General features: G+C 70.9%; 14 protein-coding genes and 6 tRNA genes. 8 read left to right on the plus strand and 12 right to left on the minus strand.

Translation table 11 applies throughout. The annotated features are described in order from the left end of the window. The 5 genes from NS331_RS22805 to cheB all read left to right on the plus strand — a co-directional run. On the plus strand, nt 1–1,130 hold a 1,130-nt coding region (locus tag NS331_RS22805), incomplete at its 5' end, for a chemotaxis protein CheA (protein WP_193758185.1). Then, a complete protein-coding gene (locus tag NS331_RS22810; protein ID WP_082702710.1) occupies nt 1,127–1,603 on the plus strand; it encodes a chemotaxis protein CheW in 477 nt (158 codons plus the stop codon). The genes NS331_RS22805 and NS331_RS22810, both read left to right, overlap by 4 nt. Before the next feature lie 36 nt (nt 1,604–1,639). Beyond that, nucleotides 1,640–2,500, plus strand: coding sequence for a CheR family methyltransferase (locus NS331_RS22815; RefSeq protein ID WP_058644228.1), 861 nt, complete (start codon nt 1,640–1,642; stop codon nt 2,498–2,500). Then, nucleotides 2,497–3,117 carry a chemoreceptor glutamine deamidase CheD gene (cheD, locus tag NS331_RS22820; protein WP_058644229.1) on the plus strand — a complete coding sequence of 207 codons (621 nt, stop codon included), beginning with the start codon at nt 2,497–2,499 and terminating at the stop codon, nt 3,115–3,117. Before NS331_RS22815 ends, cheD begins: the two co-directional genes overlap by 4 nt. After that, nucleotides 3,114–4,433, plus strand: a complete 1,320-nt coding sequence (cheB, locus tag NS331_RS22825; RefSeq protein WP_058644230.1) for a chemotaxis-specific protein-glutamate methyltransferase CheB — start codon at nt 3,114–3,116, stop codon at nt 4,431–4,433. Before cheD ends, cheB begins: the two co-directional genes overlap by 4 nt. Nucleotides 4,434–4,585: 152 nt before the next feature. Here cheB and NS331_RS22830 read toward each other — a convergent pair. The 12 genes from NS331_RS22830 to folC all read right to left on the minus strand — a co-directional run bounded on the left by NS331_RS22830 (nt 4,586) and on the right by folC (nt 12,303). Then, nucleotides 4,586–4,662 (minus strand) — tRNA-Asp (locus NS331_RS22830). A 48-nt stretch (nt 4,663–4,710) separates the two neighbouring features. Next, nucleotides 4,711–4,786 (minus strand) — tRNA-Glu (locus tag NS331_RS22835). A gap of 26 nt (nt 4,787–4,812) precedes the next feature. Further along, a tRNA-Ala gene (locus NS331_RS22840) sits at nt 4,813–4,888 on the minus strand. Between the two features lie 60 nt (nt 4,889–4,948). Continuing rightward, nucleotides 4,949–5,025 (minus strand) — tRNA-Asp (locus tag NS331_RS22845). 48 nt (nt 5,026–5,073) lie between these two features. Further along, nucleotides 5,074–5,149 (minus strand) — tRNA-Glu (locus tag NS331_RS22850). A gap of 46 nt (nt 5,150–5,195) precedes the next feature. After that, a tRNA-Ala gene (locus NS331_RS22855) sits at nt 5,196–5,271 on the minus strand. Between the two features lie 64 nt (nt 5,272–5,335). Further along, entirely contained in the window at nt 5,336–6,730 is a 1,395-nt protein-coding gene (gene gltX, locus NS331_RS22860; RefSeq protein ID WP_058644231.1) for a glutamate--tRNA ligase, read from the minus strand. Then, nucleotides 6,727–7,953, minus strand: coding sequence for an O-succinylhomoserine sulfhydrylase (locus NS331_RS22865; RefSeq protein ID WP_058644232.1), 1,227 nt, complete (start codon nt 7,951–7,953; stop codon nt 6,727–6,729). Before NS331_RS22865 ends, gltX begins: the two co-directional genes overlap by 4 nt. Before the next feature lie 2 nt (nt 7,954–7,955). After that, entirely contained in the window at nt 7,956–9,476 is a 1,521-nt protein-coding gene (gene purF, locus NS331_RS22870) for an amidophosphoribosyltransferase (protein ID WP_058644233.1), read from the minus strand. A gap of 22 nt (nt 9,477–9,498) precedes the next feature. Beyond that, on the minus strand, nt 9,499–9,984 hold the full coding sequence (locus NS331_RS22875; protein WP_058644234.1) for a CvpA family protein: 486 nt from the start codon (nt 9,982–9,984) through the stop codon (nt 9,499–9,501). A gap of 11 nt (nt 9,985–9,995) precedes the next feature. Next, complete coding sequence (locus tag NS331_RS22880; RefSeq protein ID WP_058644235.1) at nt 9,996–10,925, minus strand: SPOR domain-containing protein; 930 nt, start codon at nt 10,923–10,925, stop codon at nt 9,996–9,998. Between the two features lie 70 nt (nt 10,926–10,995). Continuing rightward, nucleotides 10,996–12,303 (minus strand): bifunctional tetrahydrofolate synthase/dihydrofolate synthase, encoded by a 1,308-nt coding sequence (gene folC / locus NS331_RS22885; protein WP_058644236.1) that lies wholly within the window; start codon nt 12,301–12,303, stop codon nt 10,996–10,998. A 134-nt stretch (nt 12,304–12,437) separates the two neighbouring features. Here folC and NS331_RS22890 point away from each other — a divergent pair, with 134 nt between their 5' ends. The 3 genes from NS331_RS22890 (at nt 12,438) to ppnP (ending at nt 13,879) form a co-directional block, all read left to right on the plus strand. Next, nucleotides 12,438–12,791 carry an ArsC family reductase gene (locus tag NS331_RS22890; RefSeq protein WP_058644237.1) on the plus strand — a complete coding sequence of 118 codons (354 nt, stop codon included), beginning with the start codon at nt 12,438–12,440 and terminating at the stop codon, nt 12,789–12,791. A gap of 94 nt (nt 12,792–12,885) precedes the next feature. Beyond that, nucleotides 12,886–13,464, plus strand: coding sequence for a hypothetical protein (locus NS331_RS22895; protein WP_153013005.1), 579 nt, complete (start codon nt 12,886–12,888; stop codon nt 13,462–13,464). A 91-nt stretch (nt 13,465–13,555) separates the two neighbouring features. Next, a complete protein-coding gene (ppnP, locus tag NS331_RS22900) occupies nt 13,556–13,879 on the plus strand; it encodes a pyrimidine/purine nucleoside phosphorylase (protein ID WP_058644239.1) in 324 nt (107 codons plus the stop codon). Nucleotides 13,880–13,951: the final 72 nt, after the last annotated feature.

The following is a 13,951-nucleotide window of genomic DNA, read 5'->3' on the forward strand; positions in this document are numbered from 1 at the left end:
AGCGCCTGCGCGCCGGCCTGGACCTGCTGGAGCGCAACACGCGCGACCTTCAGGAAGCCGCCATGTCCGTGCGCATGCGGCCCATCTCCGCCGCCTTCGACCGCTTCCCGCGCCTGGTGCGCGACCTGGCCCGCCAGCTGGACAAGCAGGTGGCGCTGCAGGTCTCGGGCGAAAGCACCGAGCTCGACCGCAACCTGATCGAGCAGCTGATGGACCCGCTGACCCACCTGCTGCGCAACAGCCTGGACCACGGCCTGGAGCCGGCCGAGCAGCGCCTGGCCGCCGGCAAGCACGCCACCGGCACCATCCGCCTGGACGCGCGCCACGAAAGCGGCCAGGTGGTCATCGAGGTCTCGGACGACGGCCGCGGCCTGAACCGCGAGCGCATCCTCGCCAAGGCCCGCGAGCGCGGCATCCCGCTGCCCGAGCAGCCCGAAGACGCGCAGGTGTGGGCGCTGATCTGCCAGCCCGGCTTTTCCACCGCCGAGCAGGTCACCGACCTGTCGGGCCGCGGCGTGGGCATGGACATCGTCAACAGCAACATCCGCGCGCTCGGCGGCCGGCTGGAGATCCACAGCGAGACCGGCCGCGGCACCCGCATGACGGTGCGGCTGCCGCTCACGCTGGCCATCCTCGACGGCCTGATGGTGCGCTGCGGCGACGAGACCTTCATCCTGCCGCTGACGGTGGTGGTGGAGTCGCTGCGGCCGGCGCCCAAGGCGCTCAAGACCGTGGCCGGAAGCGGCCGCATGCTGTACTTCCGCGGCAGCTACGTGCCGGTGCTGCCGGTGGGCCAGGCCGTGGGCTTCGCCCAGGACGCGCGCGACGAGCAGGAAGGCATCCTGGTGGTGCTGGACGCCGACGGCAAGCGCGTGGCGCTGCTGGTGGACGCGCTCATCGGCCAGCAGCAGGTGGTCATCAAGAGCCTGGAGAGCAACTTCCGCAAGGTCGACGGCCTGTCGGGTGCCACCATCCTCGGCAACGGCCGCGTGGCCTTCATCCTGGACGCGGTGGCGCTGGGGCGCATGGCGCTCACGGCCACCGCCATGCCTTCCTTCGCCGCTGCGCCCGACGCCGGGTGGCAGACGGCGTCCGCCCCCGAGTCCTCGCTCGCCGAGATGCTGCCATGAACGCGCTTTCCACCCCGACCGCCCCCGCCGCCATGCCGCGCTCGGCCTTCCCGGCCGAGATCCTGTCCTTCCGGCTGGGCGAGGAGCATTACGGCATCGACATCCTGAAGGTGCAGGAGATCCGCGGCTGGGAGCCGGCCACGCGCATCCCCTCGGCACCGCCCGAGGTGCGCGGCGTCATCAACCTGCGCGGCCACGTGGTGCCGATCATGGACCTGCGCCTGCGCTTCGCCATGCCCGACGCCGACTGCGGGCCGCTGACGGTGGTGATCATCGCCAAGGCCGCCGGCCGCATGGTCGGCATGGTGGTCGACGCCGTCTCGGAAGTGATGGCGCTGGAGCCCGCCCAGGTGCAGCCCGGCCCGGCCATCGCCGCGGTGGACGCGGCCTGCATCACCGGCCTGGCGACGGTCAACGACCAGATGGTCATGCTGCTGGACCTCGATGCGCTGCTGCAGCACATCCACGCCTGAGCGCCGCGGCCGCCCGGCCGCGCGGGAGGCCGGCCGGTGAGCGCCGTCGCCGCCCAGGGCGATCTGGTCTACGGCCGCGACGACTTCGAGCGCGTGCGCCGGCTGATCTACCGGCAGGCCGGCATCGCCCTGGCGGACCACAAGGAAGCGATGGCCTACAGCCGGCTGTCGCGCCGGCTGCGCGCCCTCGGCATGACCCGCTTCCAGGCCTACCTGGACCGGCTCGAGACCGAACCCGGCTGGGACGAGTGGGAGCATTTCGTCAATGCGCTCACCACCAACCTCACCGCCTTCTTCCGCGAGGCGCACCACTTTCCCATCCTCACGCGCCATCTGCTCGGGCTGAACAAGCCGGAACTGCGGGTGTGGAGCTGCGCCTCGTCCACCGGCGAGGAGCCCTATTCCATCGCCTTCACCGCCGCCCAGGCCTGGGGCAGCCTGACGCCGCCGGTGCGCATCCTGGCCACCGACCTCGACACGCAGGTGCTGGCGGCCGGCCGCGCGGCGGTCTACACGCAGGACCGGGTCGAGTCGCTCACGCCCGACGTGCTGCGCCAGTTCTTCCTGCGCGGCACCGGCCCCAACGCGGGCAAGGTGCGGGTGCGGCCGGAGCTGGCGGCGCTGGTGCATTTCCAGCCGCTGAACCTGCTGGCCACCGACTGGCCGCGCCTGCAGCCCTTCGACGCCATCTTCTGCCGCAACGTGATGATCTACTTCGACAAGCCGACGCAGGCCCGCCTGCTGCACCGGCTGTGGGAGCATCTCGAGCCCGGCGGGCTGCTTTTCTGCGGCCACTCGGAAAGCATGGCCTCCACGCTCGACCTGTTCGAGCCCATCGGCCAGACCGTCTACCGGCGCGCCGGCCGCCGCGCGGCCGCCGCCGGAATGCGCCGATGAGCGCCCTGCCCACGCCCCTGGTCAGCGCCGCACCGCAGGTCCGGCTGCACCACGAACCCGCCTTCGACCGGCCCGGCGCCCGCGTGCTGCCCGGCGAATTCCTCATTGCCCACGACAACATCGTGCTCGTCACCGTGCTGGGCTCCTGCGTCGCGGCCTGCATCCGCGACCCGGACCTCGGCATCGGCGGCATGAACCACTTCATGCTGCCGGAGGCCGGCGCCGGCCAGGACACGGCCTCCGCGCCGGCCCGCTACGGGGCGCACGCCATGGAAATGCTCATCAACGCACTGGTCAAGCGCGGCGCCCGCCGCCACCGGCTGGAGGCCAAGGTCTTCGGCGGTGCCAACGTCATCCCCGGCATGCAGCAGTCTGGCGTCGGGGCGCGCAACGCGGCCTTCGTCCTGAGCTTCCTGCACACCGAAGGCCTGCCCGTGGTCGCCCAGGACCTGGGCGGCTACCTGGCGCGCAAGGTCGCCTACTGCCCGGCCACCGGCGAGGTGCGGCTCAAGCGCATCGACGACGCCATGCCGACGCAGGTGGCGCGCAGCGAGCAGAGCTACCACGCCAGCCTGGGCAGCGCCGCCGTCGCCGGCTCGGTCGAGCTCTTCCAATGAAGAGCGGCACCCGCCTGCGCGTGCTGGTGGTGGACGACTCGGCGCTGGCGCGCCAGCTGCTCACTACCATCATCAACGCCCAGCCCGACATGGAGGTGGTGGGCACCGCCACCACTGCCGCCACCGCGCGCGACCGCCTGCAGGCCCTGCGGCCGGACGTGATGACGCTGGACATCAACCTGCCCGACGGCAGCGGCCTGGACCTGCTGGCCGAGGTGATGGCCCGCCAGCCGCTGCCCGTGCTGGTCGTCGCCACGCCGGTGACCGACCGCGACGCGGTGGTGCGCCAGGCGCGCGCCAGCGGCGCCTTCGCGTTGATCGACAAACCGCGCATGGCCGACGCGCAGGACCGCCAGAGCGCCGCGCCGCTGCTGTGCCGCGCCCTGCGCGCGGCGGCCCTGTCGCGCCGGCCCGCCGTGGGGGCTTCGGCCGTGGGTGCCACTGGCGCCATGGGTGCTGCGGCTGCCATGGCTGCCGCGGGTGGCGGCGCTGGTCCCGCTGCTGCCGCCGTCTCTGCGAACGCCGGCCTGGCAGCTCTTTCTTCCGGCTCGGCCATGGCGGCGGGCGCGAGCCATGGGGCGGACATGGGCAGCGTGGCCTCGGTGCCCGCACCCGGCACCAGCGCCGGCGCGGCACCGATGGCGAACGCCCCCGTGCTGGCCGCGCCCCTGCGCGCCGTACCGGTGGCGCCACCGCCCGCGCCGCTCAGCGCCGCGGCCAGCCAGGCCCGCGTGATCGTGGTGGGCGCCTCCACCGGCGGCCCGGAAGCCATCGAGCAGTTCCTGGCCCAGATGCCGCTGAACTGCCCCGGCATCCTGATCGTGCAGCACATGCCGGTCTACTTCACCCAGGCCTTCGCCGACCGGCTCAACCGCACGGTGGCCATCGCGGTGCGCCTGGCCACCGACGGCGAGCCGGTCCAGCCCGGCACCGCGCTGATCGCGCCCGGCGATCAGCACCTGGCGCTGCGCAGTTCGTCCCAGGGCGGCTGGCGCGCCACGCTGTCCAGCGCGCCGCCGCTCAACCGGCACCGGCCCGCGGTGGACGTGCTGTTCGACAGCGCCGCCCGCGTGCTGGGCCCGCGCGCCATCGGCGTCATCATGACGGGCATGGGCAAGGACGGCGCCGCCGGCATGCTGGCCATGCGCCAGGCCGGCGCCATGACCTTCGCCCAGGACGAGGCCAGCTGCGTGGTCTTCGGCATGCCGCGCGAAGCCATCGCCGTCGGCGGCGCCCGCGAGGTCGCGCCGCTGAACCAGCTCCCCGGCCGCGTGCTGGCGCATGCGGCGCAGCCGCTGGCCGCGACGCCGGCCTGAGCGATTGCAGTATGGCCGCCGGGCCAAAAGGAATGGCCGCAGGGCCGATGTCGGTGGCATGCCGACCATGGCGGCGCCGACGACGACTCCGAACGACGCGCCAAAGAAAAAGCCCCTGCAGCGCAACTGCAAGGGCTTTCTCTGAATGACTGTGGCGGAGTGGACGGGACTCGAACCCGCGACCCCCGGCGTGACAGGCCGGTATTCTAACCAACTGAACTACCACTCCTGGCAGGCAGCTTTGCGCTCTGTCTGGCAGAGCCAAGTGCTACGAACTTGGCGACCCTACGGGGATTCGAACCCCGGTACTCACCGTGAAAGGGTGATGTCCTAGGCCTCTAGACGATAGGGTCAAACCTGGACTGGTTTCAATTCGACGTGGTGGAGGTAAACGGGATCGAACCGATGACCTCTTGCATGCCATGCAAGCGCTCTCCCAGCTGAGCTATACCCCCACTGATCCTGGCTTTCACCCGGACCTTGAGATCGGAAGCTTGCGCTCCCGAACTGGAATCTGGCGGAGTGGACGGGACTCGAACCCGCGACCCCCGGCGTGACAGGCCGGTATTCTAACCAACTGAACTACCACTCCTGGCAGGCAGCTTTGCGCTCTGTCTGGCAGAGCCAAGTGCTACGAACTTGGCGACCCTACGGGGATTCGAACCCCGGTACTCACCGTGAAAGGGTGATGTCCTAGGCCTCTAGACGATAGGGTCAAAACCTTGGACGACAGTCTTGCGACTCTCTACGACGACACCTTGATGGTGGAGGTAAACGGGATCGAACCGATGACCTCTTGCATGCCATGCAAGCGCTCTCCCAGCTGAGCTATACCCCCGTTTTGGTTGACGCTTTTGACGTCGACCCTGTCAGGTGTCGAGCCTTGCATTATATGCAGGCTTTTAAGCGTTACGCAACCTTTCTTGCACCGTCTCCGGAGAAAAAAGCGCCAGCACCGCATCGAGCGACGGCGTCTGCGGCGTGCCCATCACCAGCACGCGCACCGGCATGGCCAGGGCGGGCATCTTCAGGCCGTGTTGGCTCAGCACTTCCTTGATCGCCGCGGCGATGGACGGCTTGTCCCAGGCGGACAGACCGGCCAGCCGTTCGGCCAGCGAAGCGATGGCCGGGCGCACCGCGTCGGTCAGGTGCTGGGCGCGGTCGGCCTCAGCGATCGTGACCGGGGCGTAGAAGGCCGCCGCCCAGCCGGCCAGCGCCACGGTGGTGTCGCAGCGGTCCTTGAACAGGCCGCAGATGGCGGGCAGGCGCGCGTCGGCGGTGATGCCGCGTTGGGCAAGTTGCGCCGCCACCAGCGGCGCGAGCTGGTCGTCGGCCATCGCCTTGAGGTGCTGGGCGTTGACCCAGCGCAGCTTGGCCTCGTCGAACTGCGCGGCGCTGCGGCCCAGGTGGTCCAGGTCGAACCATTCCAGGAACTGCGCGCGGCTGAAGATCTCGTCGTCGCCGTGGCTCCAGCCCAGGCGGGCCAGGTAGTTGACCATGGCGTCGGGCAGGTAGCCCTCGTCGCGGTACTGCGTCACCGGCTTGGCGCCGTTGCGCTTGCTCATCTTTTCGCCCTGCTCGTTCAGCACGGTGGGCAGGTGGGCGTAGACCGGCGGCTCCTTGCCGAGGGCGCGGAAGATGTTGATCTGCCGCGGCGTGTTGTTGACGTGGTCGTCGCCACGGATCACGTGGGTGATGGCCATGTCGATGTCGTCGACCACCACGCAGAAGTTGTACGTGGGCGTGCCGTCGGGCCGGGCGATGACCAGGTCGTCCAGTTCGTCGTTGCGGATCTCGATGCGGCCCTTGACCTTGTCGTCCCAGGCGACGACGCCGCCGACGGGGTTCTTGAAGCGCAGCACCGGCTGCACGCCGTCGGGCACGGGCGGCAGGGTCTTGCCGGGCTCGGGCCGCCAGGTGCCGTCGTAGCGCGGCTTTTCCTTGGCGGCCATCTGGCGCTCGCGCAGGGCGTCGAGTTCGGCCACGCTCATGTAGCAGGGATAGACCAGGCCCTGGGCCTGCATGTCCGCCAGCACCGCCTTGTAGCGGTCCATGCGCTGCATTTGATAGAAGGGCCCCTCGTCATGGTCCAGGCCCAGCCAGGCCATGCCTTCGATGATCACGTCGACGGCGGCCTGGGTCGAGCGCTCCAGGTCGGTGTCCTCGATGCGCAGGATGAAGTCGCCGCCAGTGGAGCGCGCGAAGGCCCAGGGGTACAGCGCCGAGCGGATGTTGCCCAGATGGATGAAGCCCGTCGGCGACGGGGCGAAGCGGGTCCGGGTGCGGGTGGTCGTCATGCGGGAAGGGTGCTCAGGCCGCGGTCGAGGTCCGCGGCGACGTCGTCGGTGTGTTCGAGGCCCACGGCCACGCGGATCAGCCCCTGGCCGACGCCTGCGGCCTGGCGCTGGGCTTCGGTCAGGCGGCCGTGCGAGGTGCTGGCCGGATGGGCGCACATGGTCTTGGTGTCGCCCAGGTTGGTGGCCAGCGACAGCCACTGCATCGCGTCCAGCACGTGGAAGGCGCGGCGGCGTGCCTGGTCGGCATCGGCCGCCTTCACGTCGAAGGAGAGCACCGCGCCGCCGCAGCCGGACTGCTGCGCCATCGCCAGCTCGTGCTGCGGATGGCTGGCGAGGCCCGGGTAGTACACGCGGCCGACGCCGGGATGCGCCTCCAGCCAGTTCGCCAGCGCCAGCGCCTTGGCGGCCTGGGCCTTCATGCGGATGTCCAGCGTCTCCAGGCCCTTGAGCACCACCCAGGCGTTGAAGGGCGCGAGCGTCATGCCGGCGCTCTTGAGCACGGGCAGGAACTTCTCGGTCACCATCTTCCGGCTGGCGCACAGTGCACCCGCCATCACGCGGCCCTGGCCGTCCAGGTACTTGGTGCCGGAGTGCATGACGATGTCGGCACCCATGGCCATGGGCCGCTGCAGCACCGGCGTGGCGAAGCAGTTGTCCACCGCCATCAGCGCGCCGTTCTCGTGCGCCAGGTCGGCCAGGGCCGCGATGTCGCAGACCTCGGTGAGCGGATTGGTCGGCGTCTCGGCGAACAGCAGGCGCGTGGTGCCGGGCCGCACGGCGGCCTTCCAGGCCGCAAGGTCGGTCTGCGGCACGAAGCTCGACTCGACGCCGAACTTGGCGAGGTCCGAGCCGATCAGCTTGATGGTCGAGCCGAACATCGACTGCGAGCACACCACGTGGTCGCCGGCCTTGAGCAGGCCCATGCACATCATCAGGATGGCCGACATGCCGGAGGCGGTGGACATGCAGGCCTCGGCGCCTTCGAGCGCGGCCAGGCGCTGCTCGAAGCTGGCGACGGTGGGGTTGCCGTAGCGGCCGTAGGTGAAGCCCTCCTCGTCGCCGGCAAAGCGGCGCGCGGCGGCCTCGGCCGAGGGCTGCACGTAGCCGCTCGTCAGGTACAGGGCCTCGGAGTTCTCGCCGTACTGGCTGCGCGCCGTGGCGCGGCGCACGGCCTCGGTCTCGGGATGCAGGCCGGCCGGCAGGTCGCGTTCTTGCGGGCTCATGGTCATTCGCTGTGGTTGGGCAGGGTCAGGCGCGAGGCGTCGATGTCGGTTTCCTCGATGCGCGGCCGGTTGCCGTTCATGCGGCTGATGGCCTCGGTGTCGATGTCGCCGGTGACGTACACGCCGTCGAAGCAGGAGGCCTCGAAGCCGCCCAGCGGCACGGCGCCGGGCGTCTTGGGCGCGGCCTTCATCACGGCGCGCTTCATGGCATCCACGTCCTGGTAGATCAGCGCGTCGCAGCCGATGATCTGGCGGATCTCCTCGATGGTGCGGCCGTGGGCCACCAGCTCGTCCTTGGTCGGCATGTCGATGCCGTAGACGTTGGGAAAGCGCACCGGCGGCGCGGCGCTGGCCATGTAGACCTTGCGGGCGCCGGCGTCGCGCGCCATCTGCACGATCTCGCGACTGGTGGTGCCGCGCACGATGGAGTCGTCCACCAGCAGCACGTTGCGGTCCTTGAACTCGCTGGCGATCACGTTGAGCTTCTGGCGCACCGACTTCTTGCGCACCGCCTGGCCCGGCATGATGAAGGTGCGGCCCACGTAGCGGTTCTTGACGAAGCCTTCGCGGTACGGCACGCCCAGCAGGTGCGCCAGCTGCGTGGCGCTGGGGCGGCTGGATTCTGGAATCGGCACGATCACGTCGATCTCGCTCGGCGGCACGGTGGAGACCACGCGCTGCGCCAGCGTCTCGCCCAGGTTCAAACGCGCCTGGTAGACCGAGATGCCGTCCAGCGTGGAATCGGGCCGGGCCAGGTAGACGAATTCGAAGATGCAGGGATGCAGGCTGGCATCGGGCGCGCACTGGCGCGCATGCACCTGGCCCTGCAGGTCGATGAATACCGCTTCGCCGGGAAGCACGTCGCGCTCGAAGGTGAAGCCGGAGCCTTCCAGCGCCACCGATTCGCTGGCCACCATCACGCCGCCGTCGGCACTGCGGCCGAGGCACAGCGGTCGGATGCCGTACGGGTCGCGGAAGACCAGCAGGCCGTGGCCCGCGATCATCGAGATGACGGCATAGGAGCCGCGCAGCCGGCGGTGCACCGCCTCGACCGCCGTGAAGATGTCCTGGATGTGCAGCGGCACGCCGCGCGTGGCGCGCTCGATCTCGTGGGCCAGCACGTTCAGCAGCACCTCGGAATCGCTCTCGGTGTTGGTGTGGCGATGGTCGGTGGAGAACAGCTCGGACCGCAGCGCATGCGCATTGGTGAGGTTGCCGTTGTGCACCAGCACGATGCCGAAGGGCGCGTTGACGTAGAAGGGCTGGGCCTCTTCCTCGCTGTAGGCATTGCCCGCCGTCGGATAGCGCACCTGGCCCAGGCCCGTGGTGCCCGGCAGCGCGCGCATATTGCGGGTGCGGAAGACGTCGCGCACCATCCCCTTGGCCTTGTGCATGAAGAACTTGCGCTCCAGCATCGTCACGATGCCGGCGGCGTCCTGGCCCCGGTGCTGCAGCAGCAGCATGGCGTCATAGAGCAGTTGGTTGACGGGCGCGTTGCTGAAAACGCCGACGATTCCACACATGGGAGATCCTTGATTTCCTGAACTACGGAAGGTAGCTGGCCAGTTTCTGCGGCAGCGCAGGCTTGATGCTCTGCAAGGCCGCATCGATGAAGGGCGCGCCGGCCGACTCGCGCCACCAGGCCTGGTCCTGCCAGGCCATCACATGCACCACCACGGCCACGGCCAGCAGCACGACGGCCGCGCGCGCGGTGCCGAACACGGCCCCCAGCGAACGGTCCACCGGCCGCAGCCCGGCCACCGAGACCAGGCGCCGCGTCATCGAGGCGATGGCGCCGCCGATGAAGGCGACGACGATGAAGATGAGCGCAAAAGCCACGCCATAGCGCCAAGGTGCCTCCGGTTCGCCGAAAGGCAAGACCGCGGCCAGGCTACCGGCCAGCCATTGCGCGCACAAAAAGGCCGCGACCCAGCCCGCGAGCGACAGCACCTCGAACACGAGGCCGCGCCACAGTCCCATCAGCAGGGACACCAGCAGCAGGAGCAACGCGAGCCAGTCGAAGAGCGCCATGGGCGCCGGGCTCAGAGCGTGAGCACCGCCGCCGGCAGCGCCAGCGACTTGATGCGCGCGGCCGCCTTGTCGGCGTCGGCACGCGAGGAGAAGGGCCCGACGCGCACGCGCGTGCGGTCGCCGTCGGGCGTCTTGGCGACGTGGGTGTAGGTCTTGAGGCCCGCGCGCTCCAGCTTCTGGCGGGTTTCCTGCGCCTTGGACGCATCGGCGAAGGCGCCGACCTGCACGACATAGCGGCCGGCCGCATCGGCCGTGGGTGCGGCGGCCGCGGGCTGGGCCTGGGCGACGACCTGCGAGGCCGGCTTGCCCTCGAGCAGCGCCTTGGCACGCGCGCCGTCGTCGCGGGCGGGCGTGGCGGGTTTGGCCGGCTCGGCCTTGGCGCTTTCCGTCTTGGCGGGCTCGGGCCGGGATTCGGCCTTGGGCACCTCGCGCGCCGGCTCGGGCCTGGCGGCGGCAGGCTCGGCCTTCGCGGGCTCGCTGCGGGCGGGCTCGGACTTGGCGCTTTCCTTGGCCGGCTCGGACTTGGCCACCGCCTCGCGCCGCGGCTCGGGGGTAGGCGCCGCGGCCGACGTGGACGACGAGGCCACGACCTCGCTGCCGTCGGCCCGCTCGGTGATCACGCCACCCGCCGGCGGCGGCAGGCTGACCGGTCCGGTGGAACTGCGCGCCGGCTCGGCGGCCGGCGCCTCGGCCTGGGCCAGGGGACGGACCTTGGCCCGGTCGGGCATCTCGATGGGAATGTCCACCGCCACCGGGCGCGGCTGGGTGTCGAAGAGCAGAGGAAAGCCGATCACGCCCACCAGCACCAGGACCACGGCGCCGACCAGGCGATGGCGGGCGCGGCGGCGCAGCGACTCCACGCTCTCGGCCGGGGCGGCCGCAACGCTGCCGCGGCTTTCATTGCCCGGGGAACCTTTGGATCGAAGCTTGAAGAAAGCCATGTGGACGTCGAATCCCCGCGCGCGGCGCACGTCGGGCGGATGAAGGGCGAGTGGCGCCGCAACGGGCCGATCAGGCGCCGGGCTGCAGGTGGGGGGCGGTCAGCCGGGGCACGCCGTGCGCGAGAACACCGCCGACGGTGAAGAAGGAACCAAAGACGACGATTCTATCAGCGGGGCCTGCCGCCGCCGTGGCCGCGGCGAGGGCCGCCATGGGGTCCGCGTGCACCGACGCGGCGGTGTCGCGGCGATGGTTCAGCGCCGTCCAGATGCGCAGCAGGTCGGCCGCCGGCGCGGCGCGCGGCGTGGGCAGGTCGGTGAAATACCAGCGGTCCACCAGCGGGCCCATGCGCTCGAAGATGGGGGCGAGTTCCTTGTCCGCCATGGCGCCGAACACGGCATGCGTGACCGGGTAGAAGCCCATGGCGTCCAGGTTCTCGGCCAGGGCGGCGGCGGAATGCGGGTTGTGGGCCACGTCCAGCACCAGGGCCGGCTGGCCGGGCACGATCTGGAAGCGCCCGGGCAGCTCGACGGCGGCAAAACCCTGGCGGATGGCCTGGGCCGTCACCGGCAGCCGCGGGCGCAGCGCCTCCAGCGCGGCCAGCACGCCGGCGGCGTTGATCAACTGGTTGGCGCCGCGCAGCGCCGGATAGGCCAGGCCCGCGTAACGCCGGCCGCGGCCCGACCAGGCCCACTGCTGCTTGTCGCCGCTGACGGTGAAATCGCGGCCCGACAGCCACAGGTCGGCGCCCAGTTCCTCGGCGCGCGCCACCACGCTGCGCGGCGGCACCGGGTCGCTCACGATGGCCGGGCGGCCGGCGCGCAGGATGCCGGCCTTTTCGGCGCCGATGCTCTCGCGGTCGGTGCCGAGGAATTCCACGTGGTCGATGTCCACGCTGGTGATGACGGCGCAGTCGGCATCGACGATGTTGACGGCATCCAGCCGCCCGCCCAGGCCGACCTCGAGGATGGCGACGTCCAGGCCCGAGGCCGCCATGCACGACAGGATGACGAGGGTGGTGAGCTCGAAGTAGGTGAGCGACACGGCCTCGCCGCCGGCGGTGCGCGCGGCCTCCACTTTCTCGAAATGCGGCAGCAGGGCCTCGGCCTGCACGGGCACGCCGTCCAGGCGCAGCCGCTCCTCGAAATGCACCAGGTGCGGCGAGCTGTAGACGCCGGTGCGGTAGCCCGCCTGGCCCAGGATCGCCTCCAGCATGGCGCAGGTGGAGCCCTTGCCGTTGGTGCCGGCCACGGTGACGACGGGGCAGTCGAGCGCGAGGCCCATGCGCCGGGCCACGGCCTGGACCCGGTCCAGCCCCAGGGCGATGTTCTTGCTGTGCAGTTGCTCGGCGTAGGCGAGCCAGTCGGCGAGGGTCTTCATAGGAGGGCGGCATTGTCGCCGAGCCCTCCGCGCGGCCCACGGCCGGCCGCCAATCACGGGCGAGGCGGCGGGGGATGCCGCTGCGCCGGGACGGCCGCCACGGGGCTCTCCTGCCTGAGGCATCATCGCGACCCATGATCGACGTCTATGGCATTCCCAACTGCGACACCGTCAAGCGGGCACGCACCTGGCTCGACGGCCAGGGCCTGGCCTACACCTTCCACGACTTCAAGAAGCAGGGCGTGCCCGACGCCGCCCTCGCCCGCTGGCTGGCCGCCGTGGGCTGGGAGCCGCTGGTCAACCGCCGCGGCACCACCTGGCGGCAGCTGGACGAGGCGGCGCGGCAGGCGGTGGTCGATGCCGACGCCGCCGCCGCGGCGCTGCGGGCCCACCCCAGCCTGGTGAAGCGGCCGGTGGTGGAATGGGCCGACGGCGCCGTTACCGTTGGTTTCGATGCCGAGACCTGGAAGACGCACGCCGCGCGTTGAGGCATTGAACCCGGCGCGCGGGCGCGCATCCAATCCAGGTTGCGTCGCACCTTCTGCGCCGCGCGATCCGAATCCGGTTTGCAAGGAGATGACCATGTCCCTCACCCGCCATGCCCTCGCCGCCCTGTCGCTCGCCACCCTGGGCGGCCTGGCCGCCCCGGCCTTCGCCCAAAGCACGCCGCAGTACGCCGAAGGCCGCGTCGTCTCGGCCACGCCCGTGGTCGAGAACGGCCGCACCAGCTACAGCGTGCGCTACGAGTACAACGGCCGCACCTACACCACCCGCACCGACAGCCCGCCCGGCCCGACCATCGGCCTGCAGGTGAGCGACCTGGGCGTGAGCACCTACCCGGTCGCGCCGCAGCCCAGCATGCAGACCGGCCAGGTGCCGCCGCCCGCGGGCAACACCTACGCCACGCAGGCGCCCTGGGCCGGTGCGCCGGTGGAGCCGGGCGTGGTGGTGTCAAGCGCGCCCGCGGCGGTGGCTGCGCCGGCGCCCCAGCTCTATGCCACGCCGGCCTACCCGGCCTACACCGCCTATCCGGCGCCGGTGTACTACCCGGCCCCGGTGATGGCCGCGCCGGTCTACAGCTACCCGGCGCCCTACGTCTACCCGGCCGCCGGCCTGTCGCTCAACTTCGGCTATTCGCGCGGCTGGCACCGGCGCTGGTGAGCGGCGCGTCGGATGCGGCCGCGGCCCGGCTGGCCGCGGCGGCCGCTTCTAGAATCCGCGGCCCTGTTCCAACCACCCAACGCTGCTGCCCATGAGCATCCAGAAGACCCTCGACGGCGTGTCCGTCGCCACCTCGGCCAACGTGTATTTCGACGGCAAATGCGTCTCGCACGGCGTGACGCTGGCCGACGGCCGCAAGTGCACCGTGGGTGTGATCCTGCCGGCCTCGCTCACCTTCAACACCGGCGCGCCCGAGATCATGGAAGGCACCGCAGGCAGCTGCGAGTACCGCCTGGACGGCGAGAGCGAGTGGAAGCGCTCCGCCGCGGGCGAGAAGTTCAACATCCCCGGCAATTCCAAATTCGAGATCCGCGTGAGCGGCGAGCCCTACAGCTACATCTGCCACTTCGGTTGAACGCGCCGCCGCGTCGAGCCTGACGCCCGCCGGGCTCAGTCGCTTCCGCCTCCCCCACCGCCCCCACCGCAC

The organism is Pseudacidovorax intermedius (assembly GCF_001476815.1).
Taxonomy (GTDB): domain Bacteria; phylum Pseudomonadota; class Gammaproteobacteria; order Burkholderiales; family Burkholderiaceae_C; genus Xenophilus; species Xenophilus intermedius_A.

What these genes read in the sequence shown, in the direction of transcription:
- cheB (WP_058644230.1), top strand. Translation starts at nt 3,114, where the DNA reads ATGAAGAGCGGCACCCGCCTGCGCGTGCTGGTGGTGGACGACTCGGCG.
- NS331_RS22810 (WP_082702710.1), top strand. Translation starts at nt 1,127, where the DNA reads ATGAACGCGCTTTCCACCCCGACCGCCCCCGCCGCCATGCCGCGCTCG.
- NS331_RS22890 (WP_058644237.1), top strand. Translation starts at nt 12,438, where the DNA reads ATGATCGACGTCTATGGCATTCCCAACTGCGACACCGTCAAGCGGGCA.
- cheD (WP_058644229.1), top strand. Translation starts at nt 2,497, where the DNA reads ATGAGCGCCCTGCCCACGCCCCTGGTCAGCGCCGCACCGCAGGTCCGG.
- purF (WP_058644233.1), bottom strand. Translation starts at nt 9,476, where the DNA reads ATGTGTGGAATCGTCGGCGTTTTCAGCAACGCGCCCGTCAACCAACTG.
- NS331_RS22875 (WP_058644234.1), bottom strand. Translation starts at nt 9,984, where the DNA reads ATGGCGCTCTTCGACTGGCTCGCGTTGCTCCTGCTGCTGGTGTCCCTG.
- NS331_RS22895 (WP_153013005.1), top strand. Translation starts at nt 12,886, where the DNA reads ATGTCCCTCACCCGCCATGCCCTCGCCGCCCTGTCGCTCGCCACCCTG.
- NS331_RS22865 (WP_058644232.1), bottom strand. Translation starts at nt 7,953, where the DNA reads ATGAGCCCGCAAGAACGCGACCTGCCGGCCGGCCTGCATCCCGAGACC.
- NS331_RS22880 (WP_058644235.1), bottom strand. Translation starts at nt 10,925, where the DNA reads ATGGCTTTCTTCAAGCTTCGATCCAAAGGTTCCCCGGGCAATGAAAGC.
- ppnP (WP_058644239.1), top strand. Translation starts at nt 13,556, where the DNA reads ATGAGCATCCAGAAGACCCTCGACGGCGTGTCCGTCGCCACCTCGGCC.
- gltX (WP_058644231.1), bottom strand. Translation starts at nt 6,730, where the DNA reads ATGACGACCACCCGCACCCGGACCCGCTTCGCCCCGTCGCCGACGGGC.
- folC (WP_058644236.1), bottom strand. Translation starts at nt 12,303, where the DNA reads ATGAAGACCCTCGCCGACTGGCTCGCCTACGCCGAGCAACTGCACAGC.